This is a genomic window from Faecalibacterium sp. I3-3-33, from assembly GCF_023347295.1.
In the GTDB taxonomy this organism is placed as follows: domain Bacteria; phylum Bacillota; class Clostridia; order Oscillospirales; family Ruminococcaceae; genus Faecalibacterium.
In genome coordinates, this window is record NZ_CP094469.1 from 816,977 (window position 1) to 841,477 (window position 24,501).

General features: G+C 59.0%; 24 protein-coding genes, 2 tRNA genes and 1 riboswitch. Of the genes, 12 read left to right on the top strand and 14 right to left on the bottom strand.

Annotation, left to right across the window (positions count from 1 at the left end):
- Nucleotides 1-200 precede the first annotated feature (200 nt).
- Nucleotides 201-1,418 (bottom strand): peptidase T, encoded by a 1,218-nt coding sequence (gene pepT / locus MTP39_RS03840; protein ID WP_015536845.1) that lies wholly within the window; start codon nucleotides 1,416-1,418, stop codon nucleotides 201-203.
- Between the two features lie 274 nt (nucleotides 1,419-1,692).
- Here pepT and MTP39_RS03845 point away from each other — a divergent pair, with 274 nt between their 5' ends.
- The gene (locus tag MTP39_RS03845) at nucleotides 1,693-2,688 is read left to right on the top strand and encodes a D-isomer specific 2-hydroxyacid dehydrogenase family protein (RefSeq protein WP_249241515.1); all 996 of its coding nucleotides are present in this window, start codon (nucleotides 1,693-1,695) and stop codon (nucleotides 2,686-2,688) included.
- A 196-nt stretch (nucleotides 2,689-2,884) separates the two neighbouring features.
- Here MTP39_RS03845 and MTP39_RS03850 read toward each other — a convergent pair whose 3' ends face one another.
- A complete protein-coding gene (locus MTP39_RS03850) occupies nucleotides 2,885-3,964 on the bottom strand; it encodes a 6-phosphofructokinase (protein WP_005924931.1) in 1,080 nt (359 codons plus the stop codon).
- Between the two features lie 272 nt (nucleotides 3,965-4,236).
- On the opposite strand from MTP39_RS03850, the gene MTP39_RS03855 reads away from it, so the two are divergent.
- Nucleotides 4,237-4,310, top strand: a tRNA-Gln gene (locus tag MTP39_RS03855).
- A 31-nt stretch (nucleotides 4,311-4,341) separates the two neighbouring features.
- Nucleotides 4,342-4,417: transfer RNA gene (locus MTP39_RS03860), tRNA-Pro, on the top strand.
- Nucleotides 4,418-4,524: 107 nt separating this feature from the next.
- On the opposite strand, the gene MTP39_RS03865 is transcribed toward MTP39_RS03860, so the two are convergent.
- The 5 genes from MTP39_RS03865 to MTP39_RS03885 form a co-directional block, all read right to left on the bottom strand.
- On the bottom strand, nucleotides 4,525-5,175 hold the full coding sequence (locus MTP39_RS03865; RefSeq protein WP_249241516.1) for an HAD family hydrolase: 651 nt from the start codon (nucleotides 5,173-5,175) through the stop codon (nucleotides 4,525-4,527).
- 15 nt (nucleotides 5,176-5,190) lie between these two features.
- Entirely contained in the window at nucleotides 5,191-5,718 is a 528-nt protein-coding gene (locus tag MTP39_RS03870) for a QueT transporter family protein (protein ID WP_005924938.1), read from the bottom strand.
- 7 nt (nucleotides 5,719-5,725) lie between these two features.
- Nucleotides 5,726-5,827: riboswitch (PreQ1-III riboswitch) on the bottom strand.
- A gap of 220 nt (nucleotides 5,828-6,047) precedes the next feature.
- Nucleotides 6,048-6,938: a DegV family protein gene (locus tag MTP39_RS03875; RefSeq protein ID WP_249241517.1), complete on the bottom strand. Its 891-nt coding sequence runs from the start codon at nucleotides 6,936-6,938 to the stop codon at nucleotides 6,048-6,050.
- Nucleotides 6,929-7,435 carry a tRNA (cytidine(34)-2'-O)-methyltransferase gene (locus tag MTP39_RS03880; protein ID WP_015536909.1) on the bottom strand — a complete coding sequence of 169 codons (507 nt, stop codon included), beginning with the start codon at nucleotides 7,433-7,435 and terminating at the stop codon, nucleotides 6,929-6,931. The genes MTP39_RS03875 and MTP39_RS03880 overlap by 10 nt, the downstream gene beginning before the upstream one ends.
- Nucleotides 7,432-8,280 (bottom strand): bifunctional hydroxymethylpyrimidine kinase/phosphomethylpyrimidine kinase, encoded by an 849-nt coding sequence (locus MTP39_RS03885; RefSeq protein WP_249241518.1) that lies wholly within the window; start codon nucleotides 8,278-8,280, stop codon nucleotides 7,432-7,434. The genes MTP39_RS03880 and MTP39_RS03885 overlap by 4 nt, the downstream gene beginning before the upstream one ends.
- Before the next feature lie 164 nt (nucleotides 8,281-8,444).
- On the opposite strand from MTP39_RS03885, the gene MTP39_RS03890 reads away from it, so the two are divergent.
- A complete protein-coding gene (locus MTP39_RS03890) occupies nucleotides 8,445-8,651 on the top strand; it encodes a hypothetical protein (protein WP_097779496.1) in 207 nt (68 codons plus the stop codon).
- A gap of 49 nt (nucleotides 8,652-8,700) precedes the next feature.
- Here the strand turns inward: MTP39_RS03890 and MTP39_RS03895 are convergent, their stop codons facing one another.
- The 4 genes from MTP39_RS03895 to MTP39_RS03910 all read right to left on the bottom strand — a co-directional run bounded on the left by MTP39_RS03895 (nucleotide 8,701) and on the right by MTP39_RS03910 (nucleotide 13,289).
- Nucleotides 8,701-9,174: a pilin gene (locus MTP39_RS03895; protein WP_249241519.1), complete on the bottom strand. Its 474-nt coding sequence runs from the start codon at nucleotides 9,172-9,174 to the stop codon at nucleotides 8,701-8,703.
- Between the two features lie 224 nt (nucleotides 9,175-9,398).
- Nucleotides 9,399-10,952 (bottom strand): 4Fe-4S dicluster domain-containing protein, encoded by a 1,554-nt coding sequence (locus MTP39_RS03900; protein ID WP_249241520.1) that lies wholly within the window; start codon nucleotides 10,950-10,952, stop codon nucleotides 9,399-9,401.
- A 245-nt stretch (nucleotides 10,953-11,197) separates the two neighbouring features.
- A complete protein-coding gene (mtaB, locus tag MTP39_RS03905; RefSeq protein WP_249241521.1) occupies nucleotides 11,198-12,493 on the bottom strand; it encodes a tRNA (N(6)-L-threonylcarbamoyladenosine(37)-C(2))-methylthiotransferase MtaB in 1,296 nt (431 codons plus the stop codon).
- A gap of 175 nt (nucleotides 12,494-12,668) precedes the next feature.
- The gene (locus tag MTP39_RS03910; protein WP_249241522.1) at nucleotides 12,669-13,289 is read right to left on the bottom strand and encodes a twin-arginine translocation signal domain-containing protein; all 621 of its coding nucleotides are present in this window, start codon (nucleotides 13,287-13,289) and stop codon (nucleotides 12,669-12,671) included.
- A gap of 219 nt (nucleotides 13,290-13,508) precedes the next feature.
- Between MTP39_RS03910 and MTP39_RS03915 the strand changes: the two genes are divergently transcribed.
- From MTP39_RS03915 to plsY, 8 genes are all read left to right on the top strand, one after another.
- Nucleotides 13,509-14,741 (top strand): D-alanyl-D-alanine carboxypeptidase family protein, encoded by a 1,233-nt coding sequence (locus tag MTP39_RS03915; protein WP_249241523.1) that lies wholly within the window; start codon nucleotides 13,509-13,511, stop codon nucleotides 14,739-14,741.
- A gap of 225 nt (nucleotides 14,742-14,966) precedes the next feature.
- Nucleotides 14,967-16,298, top strand: a complete 1,332-nt coding sequence (locus MTP39_RS03920; RefSeq protein ID WP_005920256.1) for a glucose-6-phosphate isomerase — start codon at nucleotides 14,967-14,969, stop codon at nucleotides 16,296-16,298.
- 61 nt (nucleotides 16,299-16,359) lie between these two features.
- A complete protein-coding gene (locus MTP39_RS03925; protein WP_249241524.1) occupies nucleotides 16,360-16,764 on the top strand; it encodes a hypothetical protein in 405 nt (134 codons plus the stop codon).
- Nucleotides 16,765-16,909: 145 nt separating this feature from the next.
- On the top strand, nucleotides 16,910-17,413 hold the full coding sequence (locus MTP39_RS03930) for a YceD family protein (RefSeq protein WP_249241525.1): 504 nt from the start codon (nucleotides 16,910-16,912) through the stop codon (nucleotides 17,411-17,413).
- 23 nt (nucleotides 17,414-17,436) lie between these two features.
- Nucleotides 17,437-17,616, top strand: coding sequence for a 50S ribosomal protein L32 (rpmF, locus tag MTP39_RS03935; protein WP_005920250.1), 180 nt, complete (start codon nucleotides 17,437-17,439; stop codon nucleotides 17,614-17,616).
- Nucleotides 17,617-17,708: 92 nt separating this feature from the next.
- Complete coding sequence (locus MTP39_RS03940) at nucleotides 17,709-19,046, top strand: DUF512 domain-containing protein (RefSeq protein WP_249241526.1); 1,338 nt, start codon at nucleotides 17,709-17,711, stop codon at nucleotides 19,044-19,046.
- Nucleotides 19,047-19,096: 50 nt separating this feature from the next.
- A complete protein-coding gene (gene der, locus MTP39_RS03945) occupies nucleotides 19,097-20,440 on the top strand; it encodes a ribosome biogenesis GTPase Der (protein WP_249241527.1) in 1,344 nt (447 codons plus the stop codon).
- 18 nt (nucleotides 20,441-20,458) lie between these two features.
- On the top strand, nucleotides 20,459-21,121 hold the full coding sequence (gene plsY, locus MTP39_RS03950) for a glycerol-3-phosphate 1-O-acyltransferase PlsY (protein ID WP_112090658.1): 663 nt from the start codon (nucleotides 20,459-20,461) through the stop codon (nucleotides 21,119-21,121).
- A 67-nt stretch (nucleotides 21,122-21,188) separates the two neighbouring features.
- Here the strand turns inward: plsY and MTP39_RS03955 are convergent, their stop codons facing one another.
- The 3 genes from MTP39_RS03955 to MTP39_RS03965 all read right to left on the bottom strand — a co-directional run bounded on the left by MTP39_RS03955 (nucleotide 21,189) and on the right by MTP39_RS03965 (nucleotide 24,457).
- The gene (locus MTP39_RS03955; RefSeq protein WP_005920240.1) at nucleotides 21,189-21,719 is read right to left on the bottom strand and encodes a hypothetical protein; all 531 of its coding nucleotides are present in this window, start codon (nucleotides 21,717-21,719) and stop codon (nucleotides 21,189-21,191) included.
- An 87-nt stretch (nucleotides 21,720-21,806) separates the two neighbouring features.
- Nucleotides 21,807-22,811, bottom strand: a complete 1,005-nt coding sequence (locus MTP39_RS03960; RefSeq protein WP_249241528.1) for a substrate-binding domain-containing protein — start codon at nucleotides 22,809-22,811, stop codon at nucleotides 21,807-21,809.
- Nucleotides 22,812-22,828: 17 nt separating this feature from the next.
- A complete protein-coding gene (locus tag MTP39_RS03965) occupies nucleotides 22,829-24,457 on the bottom strand; it encodes a DUF5046 domain-containing protein (RefSeq protein ID WP_249241529.1) in 1,629 nt (542 codons plus the stop codon).
- Nucleotides 24,458-24,501: the final 44 nt, after the last annotated feature.

Below are 24,501 nucleotides of genomic sequence, written 5' to 3' on the forward strand. Positions count from 1 at the left end.
GCTTGTCGGGGCAAAGCCCCTCCATCTGCTAATGCAGACCGCTCTGCCGCTTAAAAGCCCCACTGGGGCTTTCATTGCTGCGCAAACGCGGACGCTCCATTAGCCCATTTTCACGGAAAGGATTTTAGCTAAAGCAATGCCGGGCAACCTTTGGGCTGCCCGGCATTGCTCTTTGCGGAAGGTTCTATGGCATCTAAAAATTACTCTGCGTACAGGGAAATGATATTCAGCACGATCTCGGTGCAGCGGTCCATCCGCTCCACGGTAGTGCACTCGCACACGCCGTGGAAGTTGAAGCCGCCGGTGCCCAAATTGGGGCAGGGCAGACCCATCCAGCTCAGGGTAGCGCCATCTGTGCCGCCGCGCACGGGCACCTCCACCGGCTCCAGACCGGCCATGCGCACAGCCTTGCGGGCGGTCTCGATGAGGTGGAAGTGGGGCTTGATCTTTTCCAGCATATTGCGGTAGCTGTCCTTGATCTCCACTTCTACGGTGCCTGCACCGTACTTGCCGTTCAGGTAATCGGCAATGTCCTGCATGTTGTCCTTTTTGAATTGCAGCTTGGCGGCATCGTGGTCGCGCAGGATGTAGCCCAGCTTTGCGGTGGTGACATCGCCGTACATCTGGCACAGGTGGTAGAAGCCCTGACGCCCCTCAGTGGTCTCGGGACGTGCCATCACGGGCAGAGCGCCGTGGAACTCCATGGCAACGTTGGAGGCATTGATCATGGTGTCCTTGGCGGAGCCGGGGTGCACCGAGAAGCCGTGGATGGTCACGGTGGCAGCAGCGGCGTTGAAGTTCTCATACTCGATGTCACCGGCATCGCCGCCGTCCACCGTGTAGGCAAAGTCTGCACCAAAGCCGGGGATGTCGAACAGGTCGGCACCCTCGCCGATCTCCTCGTCCGGGGTAAAGCCGATGCACAGCTTGCCGTGGGGGCGGCCCTCGCGGATGACGGTCTCCACAGCGGTCATGATCTCAGCAACACCGGCTTTATCGTCTGCGCCCAGCAGGGTGGTGCCATCGGTGGTGATGAGGGTTTCGCCCTTCATGGAGGCAAGGAAGGGGAAGGCGGAGACCTTCATCACCTTGCCGGTGGCGGGCAGCACCACGTCGCCGCCGTCATAGTTCTCGTGCAGGATGGGGTTCACGTTCTCACCGCTGGCATCCGGGGCGGTGTCCATGTGGGCGATCAGACCCAGTGCGGGCTTTTCCTCGCAGCCGGGGGTGGCGGGCAGGGAGCCGTAGACGTAGCAGTGCTCGTCCACACGGGCATCCTCCACGCCCAGAGCCTTCAGTTCCTCCACCAGCTTGTGAGCCAGATCAAACTCCCGAGCAGCGGAAGGATGGGTGCCGGACTCCGGGTCCGAGGTGGTGTAGACCTTGACGTAATCAAGCAGTCGTTCATAGGCGCGCATAACAAAGCACACTCCTTTAGCAGTATTAAAGGATCACAGCCTGCGATCCATCTCCTATCATACCCTGTTTTTTCTGTTTTGACAACCTTTTTTGCGCACTTGGGACAGAAAGCGCAGCTTCAACAACAAAATGAACAAAATTCACCTTAAAAAAGCTGTCCGCGTGCTGCAAACGTGCTACAATAAAGGCATACTTATAAAGGTGCAGGCGCTCGGTGCAGGACGCGCTGCACAGGCACGCATTTTAGTAAAGAAGGATCGGAAGGAGAATTTTATGGCAGTCAAAGTGTTTTTCTATACTCTGCGCCCCTACGATGAACAGGGCATCTTGGAGGATCTGGCAAAGCAGCGGGGCATTGAGTACGGCTATACCGAGGCGTATCCTACCATGGAGAACGCCCAGCTGGCCGCAGGCTACGATGCGGTATCGCTGACCCCCTGTGATATGAGCGCACCCATGCTGCAGCGCTTTCACGACCTTGGGGTAAAGGCGGTCTGCTGCCGCTCCATCGGCTACGACCATGTGGATCTGGAAAAGGCCCGGGAGCTGGGCATGAAGGTGTCCAACGTGGATTATCCCCCCAATGGCGTGGCGAACTTTGCCATTATGCTGATGCTGATGAGCCTGCGCAAGGCGGGGCATATCCTCAAGCGCGGTGAGCTGCAGGACTACTCCCTGAAGGGCAAGATCGGCCGTGACATCTCCAACTGCACCGTGGGCGTTATCGGCACGGGGCGCATCGGGCAGACCGTGCTGAAGCACCTGTCCGGTTTTGGCTGCGAGCTGCTGGCTTACGACCTGTACCAGAACGACGAGGTGAAGAAGATCGCAAAGTATGTGCCGCTGGAGACCCTGCTTGCCGAGAGCGATGTTATCACCCTGCACACCAACGCTACCGAGGAGAACCACCACCTGCTCAACGCCGAGGCCTTTGCCAAGATGAAGCCCGGCGTGACCATCGTGAACACCGCCCGCGGCAAGCTGATCGACAGCGACGCTCTGCTGGCTGCGTTGGAAAGCGGGCAGGTGGGTGCTGCCGGTCTGGACGTGCTGGAAAACGAGAACGGCCTGTACTACTACGACCGCATGGGCGATGTGATCCCCAATCCGGAGCTGGCTGCTCTGCGCGCCATGCCCAACGTGATCCTGACCGACCACACAGCCTTCTACACCTACGAAGACGTAAAGAGCATGGTGCGCGGCGTGCTGGAAAGCGCCGCCGCCTTTGCCGAGGGCTCGCCCACCCGGCATGATGTGACCGACCGCTGAGAAACCATAAAATGCAAAAATCGGACAGACCACGGTCTGCCCGATTTTTGTTTGCGTTGATTTTTGCCCTAAAGCAGCAGTTTACTCAGCCAGAGCGGCGGCAATAGCTTTCAGGAAAAATGCCGTCCTCTGCCTGTAAAATAGGACACAGGGGCAGCTATGCTGCTCCTGTGTCCTGAACAGATCGATAAAAAACTCAGCCCAGACAGACGCCCATGCGGCGCGCCACGCTCAGCAGCTCGCAGTTTTCGGGCACATTGCGGGTCTTACCGGCAATATCTGCCAGACGGTTCTCGGTCACCCGGCGGTTCACCATGGCCACGGTCACGCCGTAGCGCTCCACCTCCACCAGCTGTGCGGCATAGCTGCCGAACTGGGTGGCCAGCACACGGTCGTAGGCACTGGGGCTGCCGCCGCGCTGCATGTGACCGGGGATGCACACGCGGGTCTCCATGCCGGTCTTTTTCTGCACGGCCTGTGCAATGCGGTTGGTGGCGGTGGTGCCAAGGCCTGCCTCGGCACGTTTGGCCATCCAGTCCTTGCGCTTCATGCGGGCTTCCTCGGTGTTGATGGCACCCTCGGCCACGGCAAGAATGGAGAAGTTGGAACCCTTCTTGGCACGGCGCTCCACGGCCTCGCACACGCGGTCGATATCATAGGGCAGCTCAGGCAACAGAATGATGTCCGCGCCGCCGGCAATGCCGGAGTACAGGGTAAGCCAGCCGGCCTTGTTGCCCATGATCTCGATGCACATCACACGGCTGTGGCTGCCGGCGGTGGTGTGGATGCGGTCGATGACGTCAGTGGCGATATCCACAGCGGTGTGGAAGCCGAAGGTCACATCGGTGCCGTAGATATCGTTGTCGATGGTCTTGGGCAGACCGATGATGTTCAGCCCCTCCTGCGAAAGCAGGTTGGCGGTCTTGTGGGTGCCGTTGCCGCCCAGACACAGCAGGCAGTCCAGCTTCGCCGCCTTGTAGGTCTTTTTCATGGCGGCGACTTTATCAATGTTGTCGTCCTCCACCACACGCATCAGCTTGAAGGGGGTGCGCTTGGTGCCCAGAATGGTGCCGCCCAAGGTCAGGATGCCGCGGAAGTCGTCTTCGTTCATCTCGCGGTAGTCGCCGTTGATCAGGCCGCTGTAACCGTTGGCAATGCCCACGATCTCCACGTTATCCCCCATGCGGGCGTACAGTGCTTTTGCAACGCCGCGGATGGTGGCGTTCAGGCCCGGGCAATCGCCGCCGGAAGTCAGGATACCAACACGTTTTTTCATTCAAATACCCTCTTTCATTATCATTCAGGCAAAGCCGAACGGTCCGGCAAAGGGTGCCGGGCTGACCGGGATCCTACCTCTTTATAGTATTAGAGTATTCCGAAAGGGGAGTGCTGTCAAGAGAAAAACCAAAAATTTACAAGCCTGTGTGCAACGGAAAGCTGCTGTAAAAACTTTTACAGAAAAACTGAAAAAATGGTTGACAAGCAGCCCGCTGGCGTGTATAATATCCCTTGTCAGCAACGCACGGCGCGGCTGACAGAACCGAATATTGGGGATTTGCATAGTGGTAGTGCGGTAGACTCTGACTCTACTTGTGGGAGTTCGATTCTCTCATCCCCAACCAGTTACCGCAGCCGAATAAGCTGCGGTATTTTCGGGGCATAGCGCAGTTGGTAGCGCGCCTCGTTCGGGACGAGGAGGCCGTGGGTTCAAATCCCGCTGCTCCGACCAAAAAGACCAGTACACATTTGTGTACTGGTCTTTTTTTGCTTTTGCGCGAACAGGCTGTAAAACAAGTGGCTCAGAAACGCCTGTCGGCGTTTCTGAGCCACTAAATATCATATCGTCTCCAGCAGTGCGGGCAGCTGGGCAAGGTCGTCGATGACGTAGGGACTGGCCTTTTCCAGCCGGGCGCGGGACTGGTGCCCGCCGGTGTACAGCACACAGGTCGCACCAATGGCCGCGGCCACCGCGGCGTCGTGGTCGGTGTCACCGACCATCACACAGGCAGCCGGGTCGATGCCGGTGCGGCGCAGATAATCGGTGCCAAGCTGTACCTTGCTTACGCCGTAAATGTCCGCAAGGCCGAGCAACTCGGTAAAAAAGCCTTGCAGACCCCGGGCGGATACCTGCTCGATCAGGTAATCACGGCGGGAGGCGGAAAGCACAGCCTGCTGCCAGCCCATGCGGGCCAGCGTTTGCAGGGTGTCAACGGCGTGTGCCGTTACAGCGCAGCCGGACACACCGGCGTTGTAGTGCTTCATAAAGCGTGCGGCAAGTTCCGGGTAGGGGTGCCGCGCAAAGTCGAACCCGGCACAGCGGTAGTAGTCCTCGATGGGAAAGCCGAACAGCTCCCGGTAGGCAGCCAGATCGTACCGCTGGGGGTAGCCGTGGGTCTCCAGCATCCAATTTAGGCAGCTGTGGGTAAAGTCCACATCGTCCATCAGGGTACCGTTCCAGTCCCAGAAGATCATACCGTTTGGCTGCATGGAAACCTCCTTGTGTTATTCCGTCACAAACACCTTGCGCAGTGCGGCGTTGCTCTCGATCAGCTTTACCAGCACAACGCCCAGCACGGTGCAGCTGATCAGCTCGCCGATGCCCACCGAGATGCCGTTGGTGATGCAGGCCAGCCAGATGGGTGCGCTGGACGTGGGGTCCGGGAACATCACGGCAATCTCAATGCCGATGATTACGGCGTTGAACAGCACCGGGGGCAGGCTGGCGGCAATGGCCAGACCCTTGAAGCGCACATTGCGCAGCTTGTAGGTGACCAGACAGGCCAGCAGGGTGGCCAGCGTGCCAAAGATCACATCCACGATGGTGGAGCCCAGCAGGTTTGCCAGGAAGCAGCCCAGCACAACACCCACGATGTACTCGGCACCGAACACGGGCAGCAGGCACAGAGCCTCAGCCACGCGCACCTGCACAGCACCATAGGAGAGGGGCTGCAATGCCAGACACAGCACTACATAGATAGCTGCCACTACACCGCAGTGCACCAGCTTACGGACGGAAGAATTCTGATTCATGATAATACTCCAGCGGTTTGATTTTGACCGCACAGGAACCGCCAGCTCCTGTGGGTTTTGCCCGGCGCCGCTCGAGTGGTGCCGGGGAGCCTAAAATCCTAAGTTGCTCTGAAGGAGCCGTGAAAAAACACAGCACAAGGGAGTATATCATAATTTTGGGCGGATTGCAATGAATTATTGCAGAATTGGGAACAGATGTAGGGTTTGGCTTGGACCCTTCCGGTAAAAAAGAGGTTTCGAAAAGCCCACAGGCTTTTCGAAACCTCAAAATAAAAATAGAATTACCGCTGAATATGGCCAAAGCGCAGCGGCGGCCATTCCAAATGGTTTTAACCTCTGGGGTGGCCGGTATATGTCAGCGCTATGGTGTCGGGGCCGGTGTTGGCAGAGACCACGCCGCCCAGCTCAAACACGGCCAGCGGCGGCTTGCCGAAGGCCTTGCGGCAGGCCTTTTCCAGATCTGCGGCCTGCGGGATGTTGGTGTGGCCGATCATATACTCAAAGTCCTCCACATCCCCGGCGCGCTTCTGGCACAGCTCCACCATGGCGGGCACGACTTTTTCATCGCCGCGCACCTTGGCCTCTACCTTGGTCTTGCCGTCGATCAGGGTAATGATGGGACGGATGCCCATCAGCTCGCCCATGACGGCTGCTGCGGCGGAGATGCGGCCGCTCTTTTTCATCTGCCTCAGGCTGTAAGGCCCCAGCACGACCTCCATGCAGTTCATCTGCTGTTCAAATTCGTGGATGACGTGGCGGATCTCTGCGCCGTTCTGCAGTTTGCGTGCCATCTCGCACAGATACCAGCCGAACACCATAGAATAGGTGTGGGGATCCAGCAGATGGATGTTCAGGTGATGCTCCGGGCGCTCCTCCCGCAGCATCCCCTGTGCCATCAGGGCGTTGTTGTAGGTGGAGGAGCCGGACTTGTTGATGGGCACATGAATGACATCCGTGTAGCCCTCGTCCACATACTGGCAGTATTTTTCACAGAACTGGATGGGCGTGATGGCGGCGGTAGAGGGCACGCCCTTTGCCGCGCGCATCTTATCGTAGAATTCGGTGTTGGTGCAGTCCACACGCTCAACATAGTCCACATCATCCAGCAGGATGTGGAAACTCATGATATCAATGCCGTATTTTTCGGCCATCTCCTGCGGGATATCGCAGGAGGAGTCAGTCAGAATTGCGATCTTGCTCATAATTTCCCTCATTTCCATTCATAATCTCGTAGGTGGCCGTGATCCAGCAGCTCCGGGAAATCCCACTGCCGCAGCACCTCGTACACGCCCACCGCCACGCTGTTGGAAAGGTTCAGGCTGCGGCAGGTGTCCCGCATGGGCATGCGGATGCAGTGCTCCTGATTTTCCGCAAGCAGCGCTTCCGGCAGACCGGCGTCCTCGCGCCCGAACACCAGATAAGCCCCGTCCGGGTACTGTACATCGGTGTAGCGCTGGGGCGCCTTGGTGGTAAAGTAGTAGTAGGGGCCGTTGTTGCGGGCAAAAAAGTCCGCAAGGCCATCGTAATAGGTAATGTCCAGATAGTGCCAGTAGTCCAGCCCGGCGTGTTTGAGCTTTTTGTCGTCAATGGCAAAGCCCATAGGCCCCACCAGATGCAGACGGCAGGCGGTGCAGGCACAGGTGCGCGCCACGTTGCCGGTGTTCTGGGGGATGCGGGGCTCTACCAAAACGATATTCAAAGTCGGCTTGTCCATCATAAAATGTCCTCAGGTTCCTCCCGTAGGGGGCACAGGCGGGGCAGCAGCGGCTCGAACCACACGCCGAAGCGGGTGTCCTGCGTATAAGGCGTGCCCTGAATGGCCAGCGAAACAAACTCTGCGGCGTTATCGGCGGCGGCGCTCAGGGCGTTGCCCTGCAGCAGCGAGCCGATGAGCACAGCACCGTACAGATCCCCCGTGCCGGGGAAGCTGCGGCTGATATGCAGCTTTTTGATGACGAAGCGGTCGGTGCCGGTACCGGCACAGCCGATGTACTTGCCCAGCGGCAGACCGGTGACCACCGCACTGGGGGCCAGCGGTTGCAGGGCATCTGCCAGCGCCTGCGCGGCGGCATCGTCCAGCTCATCGGTGACGGGCTGCTGCTGCAAAAGCAGCTGCGCTTCGGTGTAGTTGGGCAAAATCAGGTCTGCCGCGCGGCACAGATTGCGGATGCGCTCGATCAGCGCCGGGGTAACGGTGGAATAGGCCTTGCCGTTATCGCCCATCACGGGGTCTACCACCTTGTAGGCGGCAGGCCACAGGGCAAAGGCTTTTTCAGCCAGCGCTACCTGTGCCTCGCCGCCCAGATAGCCGGTATAGATACAATCAAATTGCAGCTCCAGCGCCTGATAGTGTTCCAGCGCGGCCATGCCGTAGGCGCTGCCGTCCATCCGGGCGGGGGTGCCCAGACCGCCGGTGTGGGTGGAAAGCACCACCGTGGGCAGCGCTACCGGCTGGAAGCCCATGACCGAAAGCACGGGCAGGATCACCGCAAGGCTGCACCGGCCTACGCCGGACAAATCGTGGATGCAAAGGATCTTTTTTGGTTCAACGGGTTTTTGCAAATAGGAAAACCTCCTTGCTGAAAAGCCGCGCGCAGCGGCTTATAAAAAGCATCATGCAACAGTATACCACAAATTGCAGCATAAAAAAAGCGTATACCAGATTCTTTTACGGAAATAATAGCACTGCAAGCCCTGTCATGACAGGCTGAAAGGAGAAATTCAGGATGAAACAGCGAGAAAATTCTGCCGCAGGCATGGTGGTGGGCATGGCCGCCGGTGCAGCCCTTGGGGCTGCCGGTGCCATGATGGCCACTCAGAGTAAGCGCCAGATGCGCCGCAACGTGCGCAAGGTGATGAAAGGTGCGGAAAACGCGGTGATGCAGCTGGATAAGATGGCCACCGACTTTGTGGAAAAGCACATCGATTGCTGAACAGCAAAAAGCGCCGTCCCGGATGGAACGGCGCTTTTTATCGTGCGTCTTATTTTGCCCAGATACACATCCGGGCGGTGGTGTTGATCTCGCCCAGCAGGCTCAGATCCATCTGGATGTTGCAGGTCACGGTCAGCGACTTGTTCACATCACTGCCGGTCAGCACTGAGCCGGGCAGGTTTTTGATGGTCAGAATGCCGGTGCCCTTTTCGATCTCGCCGGTCAGGGTGCCGGTGTAGGTCACATCGCCGATGGTCAGGCCGGACAGGTAGCCGGTCACATTGAGCTTGGTCACCTGCTTGACGGGCAGCGTCAGGGTATAGGTGCCGTTGGACTGGCGGGTAAGGGAGGCCTCGCGGTCGGAATCAATGCCGGAGTTGGCCATGGATTCCTTATCGGACTTTTCCTTCCAGAATTTGACTCCCACGGGAGTGTTAGCGGCGGCAGAAGCGCCCAAGGTGAGCACACAGAACATCAGCAGTGTCAGCAGGGCAGCGCCGGTACGTTTTAAGGCAGTAGTCATGTTTTATCCTTTCTGCCGCAATTGCGGCATGGCGAAACAGAGTATATGATGCCCCATAAGGTACTGATTTGTCAATGCTAACATAACATGACCGGACGGTCTTGTCAATGCGCCTTGGCAACCTTTCACAAAAATGTTGCGAATTCACCACAAAATGTGGAAAGTGTGATAAAAAGGACGCTGCGACGATGCAGCGTCCTTTTGGGTGGTTACGTTATAGCGGCTCAGACCTCAAAGTTGGGGTCATCCTTCAGCATGTGAATGTTGGACATAAAGGCGCTCTGCTCGGGGTCGGTGAACTCGGCATCCTTCACATACTTGTTCAGCACAGCAGCGGTGCGCACGGGGTCGGCAATGGTACCGGCACCACCGATGCAGCCGCCGGGGCAGCCCATGCCTTCCAGCAGGTAGCCGTTGTACTTACCGGCCTTGGCCAGCATCAGCAGCTTCTTGCAGTCGGCCAGACCCTGTGCGGAGGCGATCTTCACCTCCATGTCGGGACGCCATTCCTTGATCTTGTCGGCAACGGCCTTGGCAACGCCGCCGGATTGTGCAAAGCCGCGGCCGGCAGCGGAAGCGTAGCACAGATCCATCTCGGCGGGATCGACTTCCAAGCTGTCCAGATCCAGATCCTTTGCCTCGATGATACCGGCCAGCTCCTCAAAGGTCAGCACAAAATCCACGTCAGAGCGGACGGTGCGGCGGGAGGCCTCCAGCTTCTTGGCGGCGCAGGGTCCGATGAAGCACATACGGGCATCGGGATCGGCCTGCTTCATCATGCGGGCGGTGAACACCATGGGGGTCATGGTCATGGAGATGTTCTTGGCAAGGCCGGGGAAAGCGGTCTTTGCCATCATGCTCCATGCCGGGCAGCAGGAGGTAGCCATGAAGTCCAGCTTCTCGGGTACTTCCTCAAGGAAGTCGTGTGCCTCGTCCACGGTGCACAGGTCGGCACCGATGGCAACCTCCACCACATCACAGAAGCCGATGGCCTTCAGGGCAGCCTTCAGCTTGCCGGTGGAAGCCAGAGCGGGGAACTGATTGATGAAGGCGGGAGCGACCAGCGCATAGATGCGGTCGCCGCGGTTGAAGCCCTGAATGAGCTGATAGATCTGGCCCTTGTCGGCAATGGCACCGAAGGGGCAGTTCACCAGACACTGACCGCAGGAGACGCACTTGCTGTAATCGATCTCGGCACGACCCAGCTCGTCAGAGTGAATGGCACCCATGCCGCAGGCAGCGGCGCAGGGGCGCTCGGTCTTGACGATAGCGTTGTAGGGGCAGACGGTGACGCAGCGGCCGCACTTGATGCACTTGTCCTGATCGATGGTGGAACGACCGCTCTCCCAAGTGATGGCTTTCTTGGGGCACACTTCCATACAGGGGTGTGCAAGGCAACCCTGGCACAGGTCGGACACCTTGACCAGCTTTTCGGGGCAGCGGTTGCAGGCAAACTTGATCACGTTGACCAGCGGGGGATCATAGTACTTATCGGCGATGGAAGCATCCTCCAGACCGGAGACCACGCTGTTGTGCTCGTCCATGCGGCGGGTGGGCAGACCCATAGCCAGACGCACACGCTCCTCAACGATGGCGCGCTCCAGGAAGATGTCCTTGCGCAGCTTGCCCTCCTCACCGGGGATGATGGTATAGGGGATCTTGCGCATCAGGTGGTTGGCCTGCTCGCCCTTGACGTTGGCGTAAGCCATGCGGGCGACCTCGGTAAACACCTGACGGCGGATCTGGATGACCGTAGTATTGATTCCTCTGAAACTCATTCCAATCTCTCCTTGCTCAGAAACAGCCAAAAAACGGAGCCGCCTGCCCTGTGTGCAGGGCATAAAAGCGGCGCTATACGGGCACGGATGGTACCGTGCTGGTTGCTTACAGCACGCCGGACCCGATAAATCCATCTTCATTTTAACATAAAGACGTGCGTATGGAAAGGGCAAAATACAAAATTTGTTAAAAATTTATTGTATTCATGCGGATGCACAGAATGTACAAGTAAAATGAAAAATTTTCAGCAAAGTGCTGCACGCACTCGCTCGCCGTCGTAGCGGCCCAGCTTTACCCGCACGATCTGTCCGCTCTCGCAGCCGGGGGCAGAGACCACCACCGGGATGTACAGCCGGGTGTAGCCGGTAAACAGGGTACCGGACAGGGGCGTTTCCAACAGCACCTCGTCCTCGGTGCCCTCAAAGGCAGCCAGTGCTTCGCAGCGTACCTGCTCGGCTACGGCGTTCATGCGGCGGCTGCGCTCCTGCTTTTCCCGCTCGTGGATCTGATCCGGGAAATCGTAGGCCGGGGTGCCGCTGCGGCGGGAGTAGGGGAACACGTGCACTTTGACAAAGCCGATCTTCTTCAAAAATGCACAGCTTTCCTCAAAGTCGTCCGCCGTCTCGCCGGGGAAGCCGCAGATGCAGTCGGTGGTAAAGCTGACCGGGCGGCTGCTGTAGGCGGCGCGGATCTGCTCCACCACCTGTGCATATTCCTGCGCGGTGTACACCCGGCGCATCCGGCGCAGGGTGGCGGTGCAGCCGCTCTGTAGGCTCAGGTGGAACTGCGGACAAAGCTTGTCCACCGCTGCCAAGCGGGAGATGAACTCCGGGGTGAGCATATCGGGGTCAAGACTGCCCAGACGGATGCGCTCGATGCCCGGCACCTGTGCGCACTTTTCCACAAGCTCCACAAGGTTCGTGCCGGTGTCCAGCCCGTAGCTGGGCAGGGAGATGGCGCTGAGCACCACCTCGCGGTAGCCTGCGGCGGCCAGCTGGTGCAGCTCGGCCAGAATGCTCTCCTCGGCGCGGCTGCGCACCGGCCCACGGGCGCGGGGGATGACGCAGTAGGCGCACTGCCGGTTGCAGCCGTCCTCTACCTTGATAAAGGCGCGGGTGTGGGTCTCGAACCGCTCCACCGGCAGCTCCTCGAATTGCTCGCCGCGCTGGTGCGGGGCAATGGCTACGATGCGCTCGTGACCGTCCAGCAGCTTCTGTACGTTCTCCAAGATGGCCTTGCGGTCGCCGTTGCCGCACACAAGGTCGGCTTCCATGAACTGTGCGGCCTCCTCCGGGAAGGCCTGCGGGTAGCAGCCGGTCAGCACTGTCACCGCACCGGGGTTTTCGCGCTTTTTGCGGCGCAGCCACTTGCGGCTTTTCTGGTCGCCGAAGTTGGTCACGGTGCAGCTGTTCACGATGAACACGTCCGCTGCTTCGCCTTCCTGCGCAATGGTAAAGCCGTTGGCGCGGAACAGCTGTTCCAGCGCGCCGGTCTCGTTCAGGTTGACCTTGCAGCCCAAGGTATAAAAACAAACTCGCATGAGAGGGGTTCCTTTCCACAAAATGGGATAAAAATAGGGTTCACTCCTTATTATATAACAAAACAACGGCAGCACGCAAGACCGGAATTGCACCGCCCGGCGGCAGAAGGTGGAAAAACGGCAGCAAAAAGGGGATGGACAAATGTCCATCCCCGGGAAACGGTGGAGAAAATACTTACTTTGCCTTTATGTCAACATAAATGTCAACGTTGAAGGACTTGCCATCAAAGCTCTTGACGACCTTGCAGTTGTCGGCGCGGTCAGCGAGAGTGATGGTGCAATTAGGCTGATTTGCGGCCTCTTTATCCAGCAGCTTCTGAACATATTCCTTGGGAAGCTCGCTCAGGGTATCCGGCAGGGAAACATCGGAGATAAACTTCGTGTATTTGCCATCGGTACTGCGGATGGCGATGGTGCCGTTGATCACGTTGCACTTCACGGCCAGATACATCATATCCTTGCCAGTCTCGGAATCAGTGAAAACGCGGCAAGCGGGGATGTTGTTCTCATCGCGGAAGGTTTTATCCAACTCGAACTGAACCTCGTTGAAGCCGGGAATGTTGGCGTACTTCTTTTTTACAATGGGCATCACCATATCGAATGCCCAATCGTAATTTTCAATGAAGCCGGGCAAAGGAACCGAAAGGCTCTCCCCCTGAATGACTTCACCATTAAGAATGGGGATAATGGTGACATACTTGACGAGAGAGCAGCCAGTCAGCATGGAAGCACCGGCGGTGGCAACCGCAGTAACACCGGCCAGCTTCAGAAAAGAACGGCGAGAAATCGTGCTCATAAAAATCCCTCCAAAATTGAATCAATACATCCAAAATACAGGAAATCTCCTGTTAAGCATAGCATACCGCAAAATAAAGCGTTTTGCAACAGATGCGTTCATACTTTGTATATAAATGCTGAATTTACGCGCCAAAACTGAGCAAACTGCCCAGCGGCATACCGGCGCGGGCGGCGGCATACACTGCAAAAAGAGAGTTTGCGCGGGGAGGTATGAGGAATGGAACGGAGAAATCTGGCGCTGCTGTGCGCAGGGGTGGTCTGCTTCTGGCTGTTTGCGCTGGCCTTCGGCACGGCGCAGGGCAAGGGGCTGCGCATCCAGCCGGCGGTGCAAACGCAGGCGGAACCGGCTGTGCAGACCCTGACGGTCACCCCGCCGCAGCTTACCCTGCCCTGCCGGGCGGCGATGCTCATAGACCAGACCAGCGGCACGGTGCTTTACGAGATGAACGCCGACCAGACCATGCCCATCGCCTCCATTACCAAGGTGATGACCCTGCTGCTCACCTTTGAAGCGGTACACGCCGGGCGGCTGACCATGGACACCGCTGTGCCGGTTAGCGAGCACGCCTACCACATGGGCGGCAGTCAGATCTGGCTGGAGCCCGGGGAGCAGTTCACGCTGGACGAGATGCTCAAGGCCATCTGTGTGTCCTCGGCCAATGACGCGGCGGTGGCAGTGGCGGAGCTGGTGGGCGGCAGCGAGCCTGCCTTTGTGCAGCAGATGAACGCCCGCGCCGCAGAGCTGGGCATGGAGCACACCACCTTCCGCAACGCCTGCGGGCTGGACACAGAAGGGCATCTTTCCACCGCACGGGATGTAGCCATCATGAGCCGCACCATCCTGAATACCTGCCCGGAGGTGCTGCACTATACCGGCATCTGGACGGACACTTTGCGGGGCGGGCAGACCCAGCTGGTGAACACCAATAAGCTGCTGCGGCGGTACAACGGCATCACCGGGCTCAAGACCGGCACCACCGGCGGAGCGGGGGTGTGCATTACCGCCAGCGCCACCCGGGACGGGCTGAACCTTATTGCAGTGGTGCTGGGGGCACCCTCCAGCAAGGAACGGTTCGAAGCCGCCACCACCCTGCTGGACTACGGCTTTGCGGCCTACCGCGCCGCACCGGTGCCCCTGCCGCAGGAACGTCCGCTGCAATTAAAGGTAAAGGGCAGCACGGAGGAGACCGTGCCGCTGGATTACGCAGCTCTGCCGCAGACCGCGTTACTGCCCGCCGAAAGCGCCGGTCAGCTGACCGTGCAGCTGGAACTGCCCGAGACACTGGAGGCCCCGGTGACCCGGGGACAGACGGTAGGCAAGGCGCAGCTGCTGTGCGGCGAAGCAGTACAGGGGGAGTACCCGGTGTGCGCCGCCGCCGATGCGCCCCGCATGGAGTTTGACACCGCTTTGCAGATGCTGTGGGACAGCCTGCGGGGGACAGCAGCCTGACCCTGTGCCGAAAAAGGCGCTTCAGCGCACAAAAGTGAGCCGGACGCCCGGCGGGACTGTTGGATACCTGAACAAATCTGGATGAAGAAACAAAAAAACACTATTAAAATTGTATGAAATCTAAGGAATTTGACCTTGACTTTACCCGGAGGGAACGGTACACTTATACCAAGATATTTCCTCGCAGGGCAAAGGCCCGGCAGATCGTTTGGAGGTTTTAATAAAATGAGTGTCGCACTGAACACGAAACACCTCTCCAGCTTCATCAGCGAAGAGGAATATGCAGCCATCTACCCGCAGGTAGAAGCCGCCCATAAGCAGCTGGAAGCCAAGAACGGCCCCGGCAGCGATTTTCTGGGCTGGATGACTCTGCCCCGGGATTATGACAAGGAAGAGTTTGCCCGCATCAAGGCAGCCGCTGCCAAGATCCGCGAGGACTCGGACGTTCTGGTGGTGGCTGGTATCGGCGGCAGCTATCTGGGCGCACGCGCTGTTGTGGAGGCCGTTAAGGGTATGTACCACAACGAGCTGGAAGATGGTCTGAAGATCTACTTCTGCGGCAACAGCATCAGCCCCACCTACCTGAACAACATCATCAGCCTGTGCAAGGGCAAGCGCTTCTCCATCAACGTCATCTCCAAGTCCGGCACCACCACCGAGACCTCTCTGGCCTTCCGTGTGCTGCGCGAGCTGCTGGAAAAGGAGATGGGCGTGGAGGAAGCCAACAAGCGCATCTACGCCACTACCGACCGTGCCAAGGGCACCTTGAAGCAGCTGGCTGACGCACAGGGCTGGCCCACCTTTGTAGTTCCCGATGACGTGGGCGGCCGCTACTCCGTGCTGAGCGCTGTGGGTCTGCTGCCCATCGCCGCTGCCGGCATCGACATCGACGCTCTGATGCAGGGCGCTGCCGACGCTATGGAGCGCTTCTCCGTGCTGAGCCCCGACAACGATGCTTATAAGTACGCCGCCATCCGTAACATCCTGTACCGCAAGGGCAAGGCTGTGGAGATCCTGGAGTGCTACGAGCCGGACTTCACCCTGATGAACGAGTGGTACAAGCAGCTGTTCGGCGAGAGCGAGGGCAAGGACAACAAGGGCCTGTTCCCCGCAAGCTGCATCTTCTCCACCGACCTGCACTCCATGGGTCAGTTCATTCAGGAAGGTGCCCGCATCATGTTCGAGACCATCGTGGACGTGAAGAAGCCCGCGCAGGATCTGTTCATCGACCCGCTGGAGGGCAACTTTGACGGCCTGAACTTCCTTGCAAACCAGAACATGAGCGTGGTCAACCGCAAGGCCATGGAGGGCACCATTCTGGCACATACCGATGGCGGCGTGCCCGAGGTGCTGATCGAGGTGGACGACCTGTCTGCTTATAATGTGGGCTACCTGATCTACTTCTTCTGGCGTGCCTGCGCTTGCAGCGGCTACCTGCTGAGCGTGAACCCCTTCAACCAGCCCGGCGTGGAAAGCTACAAGAAGAATATGTTCGCCCTGCTGGGCAAGCCCGGCTACGAGGGCCTGACCGCAGAGCTGGAAGCAAAGCTGAAGTAAAAGCCGAACGTTAAAAATGATCTCCCGCCGCAAGGCGTGGAAAATACAGGAGGACTGAACTATGATTAAACTGATTGTTGGTACCAAGGGCTCCGGCAAGACCAAGGCTATGATCGACCAGATCAACGACGCGGTCAAGACCTCCAAAGGCAACGTGGTCGTCGTGGAAAAGGGCATGAAGCTCACCTACGACATCGCTCCTGCAGCACGTCTGATCGATCTGGACGAGTACAAGATCTTCGGCGGCGAAATGCTGTACGGCTTTGTGGCCGGCCTGATGGCAAGCAACTACGACATCACCGACCTGTACATTGACGGCATCCTGAAGGTGCTGGATCACGATATCAACCGTCTGGGCGTTGTGCTGGACGAGATGGCAGCCATTGCCGGCGACAGCGTCAAGGTCACCGTGACCGTCAGCGCAGACGAGGCCGCACTGCCCCATGATGTGAAGAAGTACCTGTGATCTGATAAAAGAACAGGGCTAAAGGCTTTTCCAACAGGCAGAAGACCGGAGAAAAATAAATTTTTTCGGTTTTCTGCCTGTTTTGGTGTTGACAAAGGGTTGCTTTGGCGCTATACTAACAAAGCAGCCTTTTCAGAGGTGTACTATGCAATTTGACCTGAGAAAGTTTATCACAGTCGGCGCAAAACCGTACCATGCAGAGTTTCAGTGTGATTTATCTGCGTATGATTATGCCGGCGCAAGGATCCCGCAGCCGGTCACAGCCGTCTTTGACGCGCAGACCGATGGCGACGAGGTCCAGATAACGTTGCGGGCAAAGGCATCGGTGCACGGAGAGTGCGCCCGCTGTCTGGACCCGGTCACCCGGGAAGAGACAGTCGATACGGAGTGGATCGTCAAGGAGCGGGATCTGGATGACCCGGATTTCGATCTTCCGCTGGACGAAAAAGGACACTTGGACGTGGACGAATGGCTCAATCAGGAGTTCATGTTCCAGATCCCCACGGTGCTGCTTTGCAGCCCCGACTGCGCCGGGCTTTGCCCGCAGTGCGGTAAGAAAAAGGCGGAATGCACCTGCCCACCGGCAGAGCAGACCGATGACCCCGTAGACACTAGGCTCGCGATCCTTAAATCACTGCTGAACAGATAAACCCATCAAGGAGGTGCAAAAATATGGCAGTACCTAAGAGACATCTTTCCAAGGCCCGCCGCGACAAGCGTCGCAGCAATGTTTGGAAGCTGGAGGCCCCCGCACTGGTGAAGTGCAGCAACTGCGGCTCTCTGAAGCTCCCCCACCAGGCATGTGGCAACTGCGGTTACTACAAGGGCGAGGAAGTCATCAAGAAGGCCTAATTTGCGCGTAATTGGTGGCATAATGGTGTTATGTACAGAAGGGGAGGGCGCAAAGCCTTCCCCTTCTTGTGCTTTAAAGGAGGTGGATGCAGATGGCGATACGGATCGAGCAGGTGGATGCCGGCAGCGAGGCCGAGGCTCTTGGCCTTGCCCCCGGCGACGAACTGCTGAGCGTGGACGATAACGAGTTGAACGACTCGCTGGACTACGATTTTTATACCGACAGCAGCAGCTTCCACCTGAAGGCCCGCGTGGCAGACGGCATCCGGGAGTGGGAGGTGCAGCGGCCGCAGCGCGGCCCCTTTGGCTGCGGGTTCAAGACCTATCTGGGCGATGAAAAACATACCTGCTCCAACCACTGTATGTTCTGCTTCATCGACCAGATGCCCCCGGGTATGCGCGAGAGCCTGTATTTTAAGGATGATGACGAGCGGCTGAGCTTTTTGTTCGGCAACTACATCACCATGACCAATATGCAGGATCACGAGATCGACCGCATCATCAAGATGCACATCTCGCCCATCAATATCTCGGTGCACACCACCAACCCCCAGCTGCGGGTGCGGATGCTGGCCAATAAGCGCGGCGGCGAGGTGCTCAAGTACCTGCCCCGTCTGGTGGAGGGCGGCATTGCCGTCAACTGTCAGCTGGTGCTCTGCCGCGGCATCAACGACGGCGACGAGCTGCGCCGCACCCTTGCCGACCTGCTGGAGCTGACCCCCATGGTGCAAAGCATTGCAGCCGTGCCCTGCGGCATTACGGATTACCGCAAAAATCTGTACCCGCAGGTGCCCTACGATGCAAGGACCAGCGCCGAGGTCATCGACATTATGGAAGAATTCGGCGATGAATGTAAGCGCCGCCACGGCAAGCGCATCATCTACCCCAGTGATGAATGGTACCTCAAGGCGGGCCGCCCCATCCCCGCGGCGGCGTTCTACGAGGACTACGACCAGCTGGAAAACGGCGTGGGCATGATGCGCTTGTTTGAGGAAGAATTTCTGGCAGAACTGGACAAGCCCCACCGTATCTACGGCACCAAGGAGCTGGACGTGGTCACCGGCACCATGGCAGCACCCCTCATCACCCGCATGATGGAGGAGCTGCACCGCCAGTACCCCATGATCACCGTGCACGTCCACACCATCCAGAACCGCTTTTTCGGCGGCAATGTGGGTGTGACCGGTCTGATCACCGCCACCGATATCATTGCCCAGTGTGCTGGCAAACTTGCTACAAAAACGCTGGGCATCCCGGCTGTGATGCTGCGGGAGGAAAAGGATACCTTCCTTGACGATATCACGGTGGAGCAGCTGGGGGAGCGGCTGGGCGTAAAAGTGGAGGTACTGCCTACGGCAGGCGGGGACGAAGCCCGCGCCTTGCTGCGCAGCGGCCTGCACATCGCCCGCAGAAGAAAGAGCGGCAGCTGATAACGCCATTTTTATAGTATTTTACCCCTTTTAAGAAAGGAGGAGACCCCATGAGCAAACCGATCGTAGCAGTGGTGGGCCGCCCCAACGTGGGCAAATCCACCCTGTTCAATAAGCTGTGCGGCCAGCGCCTTGCCATTGTGGAGGATACCCCGGGCATTACCCGCGACCGCATTTTTGCCAACTGCGAGTGGAACGGCCACGAGTTTTTGCTGGTGGATACCGGCGGCATCGAGCCCAAGGCCACCGAGGGCATTCTGGCCCACATGCGCGAGCAGGCGCAGATCGCTATTGACACCGCCGACTGCATCATCATGGTTACGGACGTGCGCAACGGCCTGACCGCAGCCGACGAGGACGTGGCGCACATGCTGCGCCGCAGCCACAAGCCCATCATTCTTGCCGTGAACAAGTGCGACAAGGTGGGCGAGGCTCCCATGGAGCTGTACGAGTTCTACAACCTCGGCTTTGACGAGGTGATGCCCATTTCTTCCGTGCACGGTCACGGCACAGGCGATCTGCTGGATGCAGTGTGCGCCCATCTGGACTTCAGCGAGACCGTGGTGGAGGAGGACCGTATCCCTGTTGCCATCATCGGTCGCCCCAACGTGGGCAAGTCCAGCCTGACCAACCGCATTCTGGGTGAGAACCGCATGATCGTGGCCAACGAGGCCGGCACCACCCGCGATGCCATCGACACCCCGGTGGACAACGCCTACGGCAAGTTCATCTTTACCGATACCGCCGGTCTGCGCAAGCGCAGCAACATCAGCGATGGTCTGGAGCGCTACATGGTGGTGCGTGCCCTGGCTGCTGTGGAGCGCAGCCGCGTGGCGCTGATCCTTGTGGATGCCACCGTCGGCTTTACCGAGCAGGACAGCAAGGTGGCTGGCTACGCCCACGAGCAGGGCAAGGCCTGCATCATTGTGGTGAACAAGTGGGATGCCGTGGAAGGCAAGGAGACCAACACCATGGAGCTGCAGCGCCGCGGCTATGCCGAGTGCTTCAGCTTTATGGGCTATGCACCTATTATCTTCATCTCTGCCCAGACCGGCTACAACGTGAACAAGCTGATGCAGCTCATCCGGGATGTGGACGCCGAGAACGATGCCCGCGTGCCCACCGGCGTGCTGAACGAGATGCTGGCCCGCGCGACCGCCCGGATGCAGCCCCCCAGCGACAAGGGCCGCCGCCTGAAGATCTACTACCTGACGCAGGCCTCTACCCGTCCCCCCACGTTCGTGGCCTTCGTGAACGCAAAGCACCTGTTCCACTTCAGCTATCAGCGGTATCTCATCAACCAGATCCGCGAAAACTTTGGTCTGGAGCACACGCCCATCCGTCTGGTCGTGCGGGAGCGCGGCTCCGGCGAAGTGGGTGCCAAGGACGTATAACACGTCAGGAGGGCTCAGATGATGGAATCTGTTCTCATCGCTGCGGTGTCCGCCGTGCAGGCGTATCTGCTGGGCAGCATCGACACCGGTATCCTCGTCAGCAAGTTTTTGTACCACGATGACGTACGCAAGTACGGCAGCGGCGCTGCAGGCATGACCAATATGCTGCGCACCTTCGGTAAAAAGGCAGCGGCACTTACCGCTTTCGGTGATGTGCTCAAGGGCGTGCTGGCGGTGTGCATCGGCCGCTGGCTGTTCACCCTGATGCCGGAGAGCACTACGCTCTCGCCGTATCTTGCGGTGTACCTTGCTGCCATCTTTGCCATTATCGGCCATTTGAAGCCCCTGTATTTCGGCTTCAAGGGCGGCAAGGGTGTGCTGGTGGCGGGCGGCACCATTCTGGCCATCCAGCCGGTGCTGATCCCCTTTCTGGCGGTCATCTTTCTGGCCTGCCTGCTGCCCACCGGCATGGTGTCTCTGGGCAGCGTGACCATGGCGGCACTTTACCCGGTGCTCACCATTCTGTACGGCGTGTTCCGGGGCTACTCTGCCGCCGACCTTACCGTGTGCGCCATCGGCTCGGTGATCATGGGCGCAATGGTCATTTATATGCACCGCTCCAACATCCAGCGCATCCGCGAGGGCAAGGAGTACCGCTTTGGCCGTCACGGCAAAAAGTAACAAAAAATAGTAAACCACCCCGTAGCAGCCGTTTACCGGCCACTGCGGGGTGGTTTTTTGTGTATGATTATTCCTTTGTCTCGGTCTCTTCCTCAGGCTTTGCTTCGGAATGCCGCCGACGGAACCAGTCGGCGGGGATGCCGCTCTGGGCGGGGGTAAGATCCGGCGCGGGGTGGCCGTCCGGCAGGTGTGCGCCAAAGGCCGGGACAAAGAAGAACTTGCGCACAATGAAGATCAGCGCGATCGCACCCACGCTGAGCAGGTTCTCCACAGCGGAATCGTGCCCCACCACCAGATGGCGGGCAATGGCGTAAAGCAGCACCTCAAGGCTGCTGCCGGGGCTGTGCTTGGCCAGCATCTTGATGAACTCGATGCCGATCACGATATCCAGACTGCGCTCCAGAAAGGTGCGGATCTCTGCTTCGTTGCCATCGAACAGCAGACCGGGCATCCAGCGGATCAGGGGCACAACGCTGAGCAGCAGACCGATCAGCACCAGCCCGGACAACAGCACTTCCAGCAGACTGGAAGCCTGAATAATGCGGTTGCGCAGGGAGGTGCGCCAGTGGCTTTCTACCGGGTGAGAGGGATGTTCCATAGTAAGACCTTCCTTTCGGCATTCTGCTGCATAAAGATCGACAAAATCCTACCTTTATTGTAGCAGACGAGAGAAGGTCTGTCAATTTCAATCCACGATGGTGACGGTGGTCTGCGGGCCGACGGCCACATAGCCGGACTTTTTGATGCAGTCCTGCCCGGCGTCGGTGTCCAGCCAGTCATACAGGATGCGCTCCGGGCTGTCGGCGGCGGCATCCGGGTGGATGACGGCGTAAAAATCGTTGCACAGGGGGTAGCTGCCGTCGGCAAGGGTGTCGTTGCCGGGGGTCACACCGTCCACCGCCAGCAGCCGCAGCCCGGGCTTAGAGTACATCTGGTCGATGTAGTAATACACGGAAAAACCGATGGCGTTGGCGCTGTTGTTGTAATCGGCAATGCTGTCCACCAGCTCACCCATGGCGGCGGGAGCCAACTCAGAGGGCGGGGTCATCAGCGCACCGCCCTGAATGAGCAGCTTTTTGAACAGGGTCTGGCTGCCGGAGTCCTCGCCGCGCTGGAAGGCGACGATAGCCTGATCTTTGCCGCCCACATCCTTCCAGTTGGTGATCTTCCCGGCGTAGATGTCCCGCAGCTGCTGCTGGCTAAGCGCCTGCACAGGGTTGTCCTCGTTGACGATGAACACCAGCGCGTCCACCCCGATGGGCTTTTGTTCCAGCTGTACGTTGGCCTCTTGCAGCTCTTCCTTTACATAGTCCGGCGCTTCGTACACCACCAGCATCCGGGTGGTGGTGTCGTACAGGCCAAAGTTTTCCCATGCGTAGGCGGTGGTGCTCACGGTAATGCTGCTGCGGGCTTCTTCCAAGTCCATGCCGGTGGTATCGGCCAGCATCTGCGCCATCAGGGGGATGCAGGCGGTGCTGCCGTCCAGCGGGGGAAACTCCTCCACGGTCAGAAAAGGCTCCGGCTGCTGCACAGTCGGGGAAGCAGCAGAGGATGCGGGCTGCTCTGCGGCAGAGGAAGCGGTGCTGCCGGAGGGCGCATCCGTGCCCTTGCAGGCGGTCAGTACCCCGGCAGCGGAGCAGGCAGCCAGCCCCAGCAGAAAGCTGCGGCGGGAAATTTTAGCGTTTTTCATAAGAAAGCCCTCCTAACTCAATAGCCGTAACTCGGTTCATCGTCCGCAGAGGCAGACGAGAAAATACTCTGGCAGTACAGCCAGTTGCCGCTCGTGTCCATCCAGCCCACATAGAAGCCCCGCTGTGCGGCAAACACATGGTCGGGCAGGGCGTTCAGGCTGTTGGAATAGTACCCGGTGCAGCTGGCAAGCCCCTGTAATACTACCTTGCCGTCTGCATCCAGCACATCGCATACGTTGCCGTAGGCGCTGCCCGCAGCGGCGCGGCTGCCGTAGAACATGGGTCTGCCGCTGGGGTCGGTGGTCAGGTAGTTGATGTAACTGTACTTGCCCTGCAGGGCGGTCAGGTCGCTGACAAGCCCCTGCGGGCCGTACAGCCGGGTGGCGGTGGTCTCGTAGCGGTCGTTATCCTGCAATTCCAGCCAGACATAGCCGCTGCCGCAGTTGCTCATCCGTACCCGCTGCTGGTGCTCTACCGGTTCTACGGTGGTGTCGGTCAGCAGCTTGCCGTTGTCCTTACTGTACACCCGCAGACTGCCGTCCAGCGCGTAGACAGCTACGGTGCTGTCGGTGGCGTCTACATCGTACAGCGGGGTCTTTGCGCCGGTCTCCAGATCATAGAGTTCGTAGCCGTGATCCTCGCCGCTGTGCCATGTTACCACATAGCCCGGGAAATATTGACTGGGCTGCTCGTCAAAGGCGGCGATCAGTCCGCGGTCCTCGGTGGTCATATCCCGCAGCTCGTACCGGCCGTCACCGGTGGAAAAGCTGGCAAGACCGCCCGGATAGACCTGCAAAAAGCCTGTGCACTGCTCGCCGGTCAGGACGTTGTACAAAATCTGGTCGGTGGTCTCAGCCCCAGCGGCAACGTCCAGTTCCACCCAGTCGCTTAGGGTGTCGCTGTCGTAGAAAAGGCGGTAGGCCGAGGCGGCCTCGGCGCGGTAGACGGGGGTGCCGTCCTTCTCCTGCACCACCACCCAGCTGTTCTGCTGGTAGTCGGTATCCCAGTCGTAATTGTCCAGTCCCTCCGGGCGGGCGTAGCAGCTGAACACCAGCTTATCGCCGCATAGGGTGCAGCTGTATGCGCCCTCCGGTACCGGCAGCGCAGCACCGGTGGCAAGGTCGATGACCTGACAGGTGCCATAACCGGATTCCGGGACGTATCCGCCATCAACAAGGCGGCTCTCCTGCAGTACCAGCAGGCCGTTTTGCAGAGTGGCGCTCTGCTCGCCCTCAAAGGACAGCACTTCGGTGCCGGTCTTGTCGTACAGGGCGGTGCGGCGCCCGCCCCGGCCGGTGGAGTCGGACCAGCTGCGCAGCCAGTAGTCTGCGGTGCCGGTGGCACTGTCCTGCACCAGTGAGACGTTTTCGCTGCGGGTAGACTGGTGCAGCGGGGTGCTGCCGCACAGGATGGTGGTGCTGCTTCCGGAACGGCCGTAGCAGTACAGCGCCCGCAGACGGCCATCGTTCAGCACGGCTGGGTCGTACAGGGGCTTGCCGCTGTCGTCCGTGGGTACAGAAACGGCAGAGCTTGCAGCGCCCGGCACGCCGGTAGCGGGCGGCAGCAGGGCGCAACCGCAGCCTAAAGTAAGGGCAAGGGCGGCGCAGACCGCCCCACAGCCGATACGCAAGACAACACGCTTCATAAAAACCACTCCTTTGCAAAAAACAGGGAGGAAAATTTTTCCGT

Excerpts from the sequence above, each read along its gene's own strand:
- pepT (WP_015536845.1), bottom strand. The coding sequence starts at position 1,418 with ATGCGCGCCTATGAACGACTGCTTGATTACGTCAAGGTCTACACCACC.
- MTP39_RS03845 (WP_249241515.1), top strand. The coding sequence starts at position 1,693 with ATGGCAGTCAAAGTGTTTTTCTATACTCTGCGCCCCTACGATGAACAG.
- MTP39_RS03850 (WP_005924931.1), bottom strand. The coding sequence starts at position 3,964 with ATGAAAAAACGTGTTGGTATCCTGACTTCCGGCGGCGATTGCCCGGGC.
- MTP39_RS03865 (WP_249241516.1), bottom strand. The coding sequence starts at position 5,175 with ATGCAGCCAAACGGTATGATCTTCTGGGACTGGAACGGTACCCTGATG.
- MTP39_RS03870 (WP_005924938.1), bottom strand. The coding sequence starts at position 5,718 with ATGAATCAGAATTCTTCCGTCCGTAAGCTGGTGCACTGCGGTGTAGTG.
- MTP39_RS03875 (WP_249241517.1), bottom strand. The coding sequence starts at position 6,938 with ATGGAAATGAGGGAAATTATGAGCAAGATCGCAATTCTGACTGACTCC.
- MTP39_RS03880 (WP_015536909.1), bottom strand. The coding sequence starts at position 7,435 with ATGATGGACAAGCCGACTTTGAATATCGTTTTGGTAGAGCCCCGCATC.
- MTP39_RS03890 (WP_097779496.1), top strand. The coding sequence starts at position 8,445 with ATGAAACAGCGAGAAAATTCTGCCGCAGGCATGGTGGTGGGCATGGCC.
- MTP39_RS03895 (WP_249241519.1), bottom strand. The coding sequence starts at position 9,174 with ATGACTACTGCCTTAAAACGTACCGGCGCTGCCCTGCTGACACTGCTG.
- MTP39_RS03900 (WP_249241520.1), bottom strand. The coding sequence starts at position 10,952 with ATGAGTTTCAGAGGAATCAATACTACGGTCATCCAGATCCGCCGTCAG.
- mtaB (WP_249241521.1), bottom strand. The coding sequence starts at position 12,493 with ATGCGAGTTTGTTTTTATACCTTGGGCTGCAAGGTCAACCTGAACGAG.
- MTP39_RS03910 (WP_249241522.1), bottom strand. The coding sequence starts at position 13,289 with ATGAGCACGATTTCTCGCCGTTCTTTTCTGAAGCTGGCCGGTGTTACT.
- MTP39_RS03915 (WP_249241523.1), top strand. The coding sequence starts at position 13,509 with ATGGAACGGAGAAATCTGGCGCTGCTGTGCGCAGGGGTGGTCTGCTTC.
- MTP39_RS03920 (WP_005920256.1), top strand. The coding sequence starts at position 14,967 with ATGAGTGTCGCACTGAACACGAAACACCTCTCCAGCTTCATCAGCGAA.
- MTP39_RS03925 (WP_249241524.1), top strand. The coding sequence starts at position 16,360 with ATGATTAAACTGATTGTTGGTACCAAGGGCTCCGGCAAGACCAAGGCT.
- MTP39_RS03930 (WP_249241525.1), top strand. The coding sequence starts at position 16,910 with ATGCAATTTGACCTGAGAAAGTTTATCACAGTCGGCGCAAAACCGTAC.
- rpmF (WP_005920250.1), top strand. The coding sequence starts at position 17,437 with ATGGCAGTACCTAAGAGACATCTTTCCAAGGCCCGCCGCGACAAGCGT.
- MTP39_RS03940 (WP_249241526.1), top strand. The coding sequence starts at position 17,709 with ATGGCGATACGGATCGAGCAGGTGGATGCCGGCAGCGAGGCCGAGGCT.
- der (WP_249241527.1), top strand. The coding sequence starts at position 19,097 with ATGAGCAAACCGATCGTAGCAGTGGTGGGCCGCCCCAACGTGGGCAAA.
- plsY (WP_112090658.1), top strand. The coding sequence starts at position 20,459 with ATGATGGAATCTGTTCTCATCGCTGCGGTGTCCGCCGTGCAGGCGTAT.
- MTP39_RS03955 (WP_005920240.1), bottom strand. The coding sequence starts at position 21,719 with ATGGAACATCCCTCTCACCCGGTAGAAAGCCACTGGCGCACCTCCCTG.
- MTP39_RS03960 (WP_249241528.1), bottom strand. The coding sequence starts at position 22,811 with ATGAAAAACGCTAAAATTTCCCGCCGCAGCTTTCTGCTGGGGCTGGCT.
- MTP39_RS03965 (WP_249241529.1), bottom strand. The coding sequence starts at position 24,457 with ATGAAGCGTGTTGTCTTGCGTATCGGCTGTGGGGCGGTCTGCGCCGCC.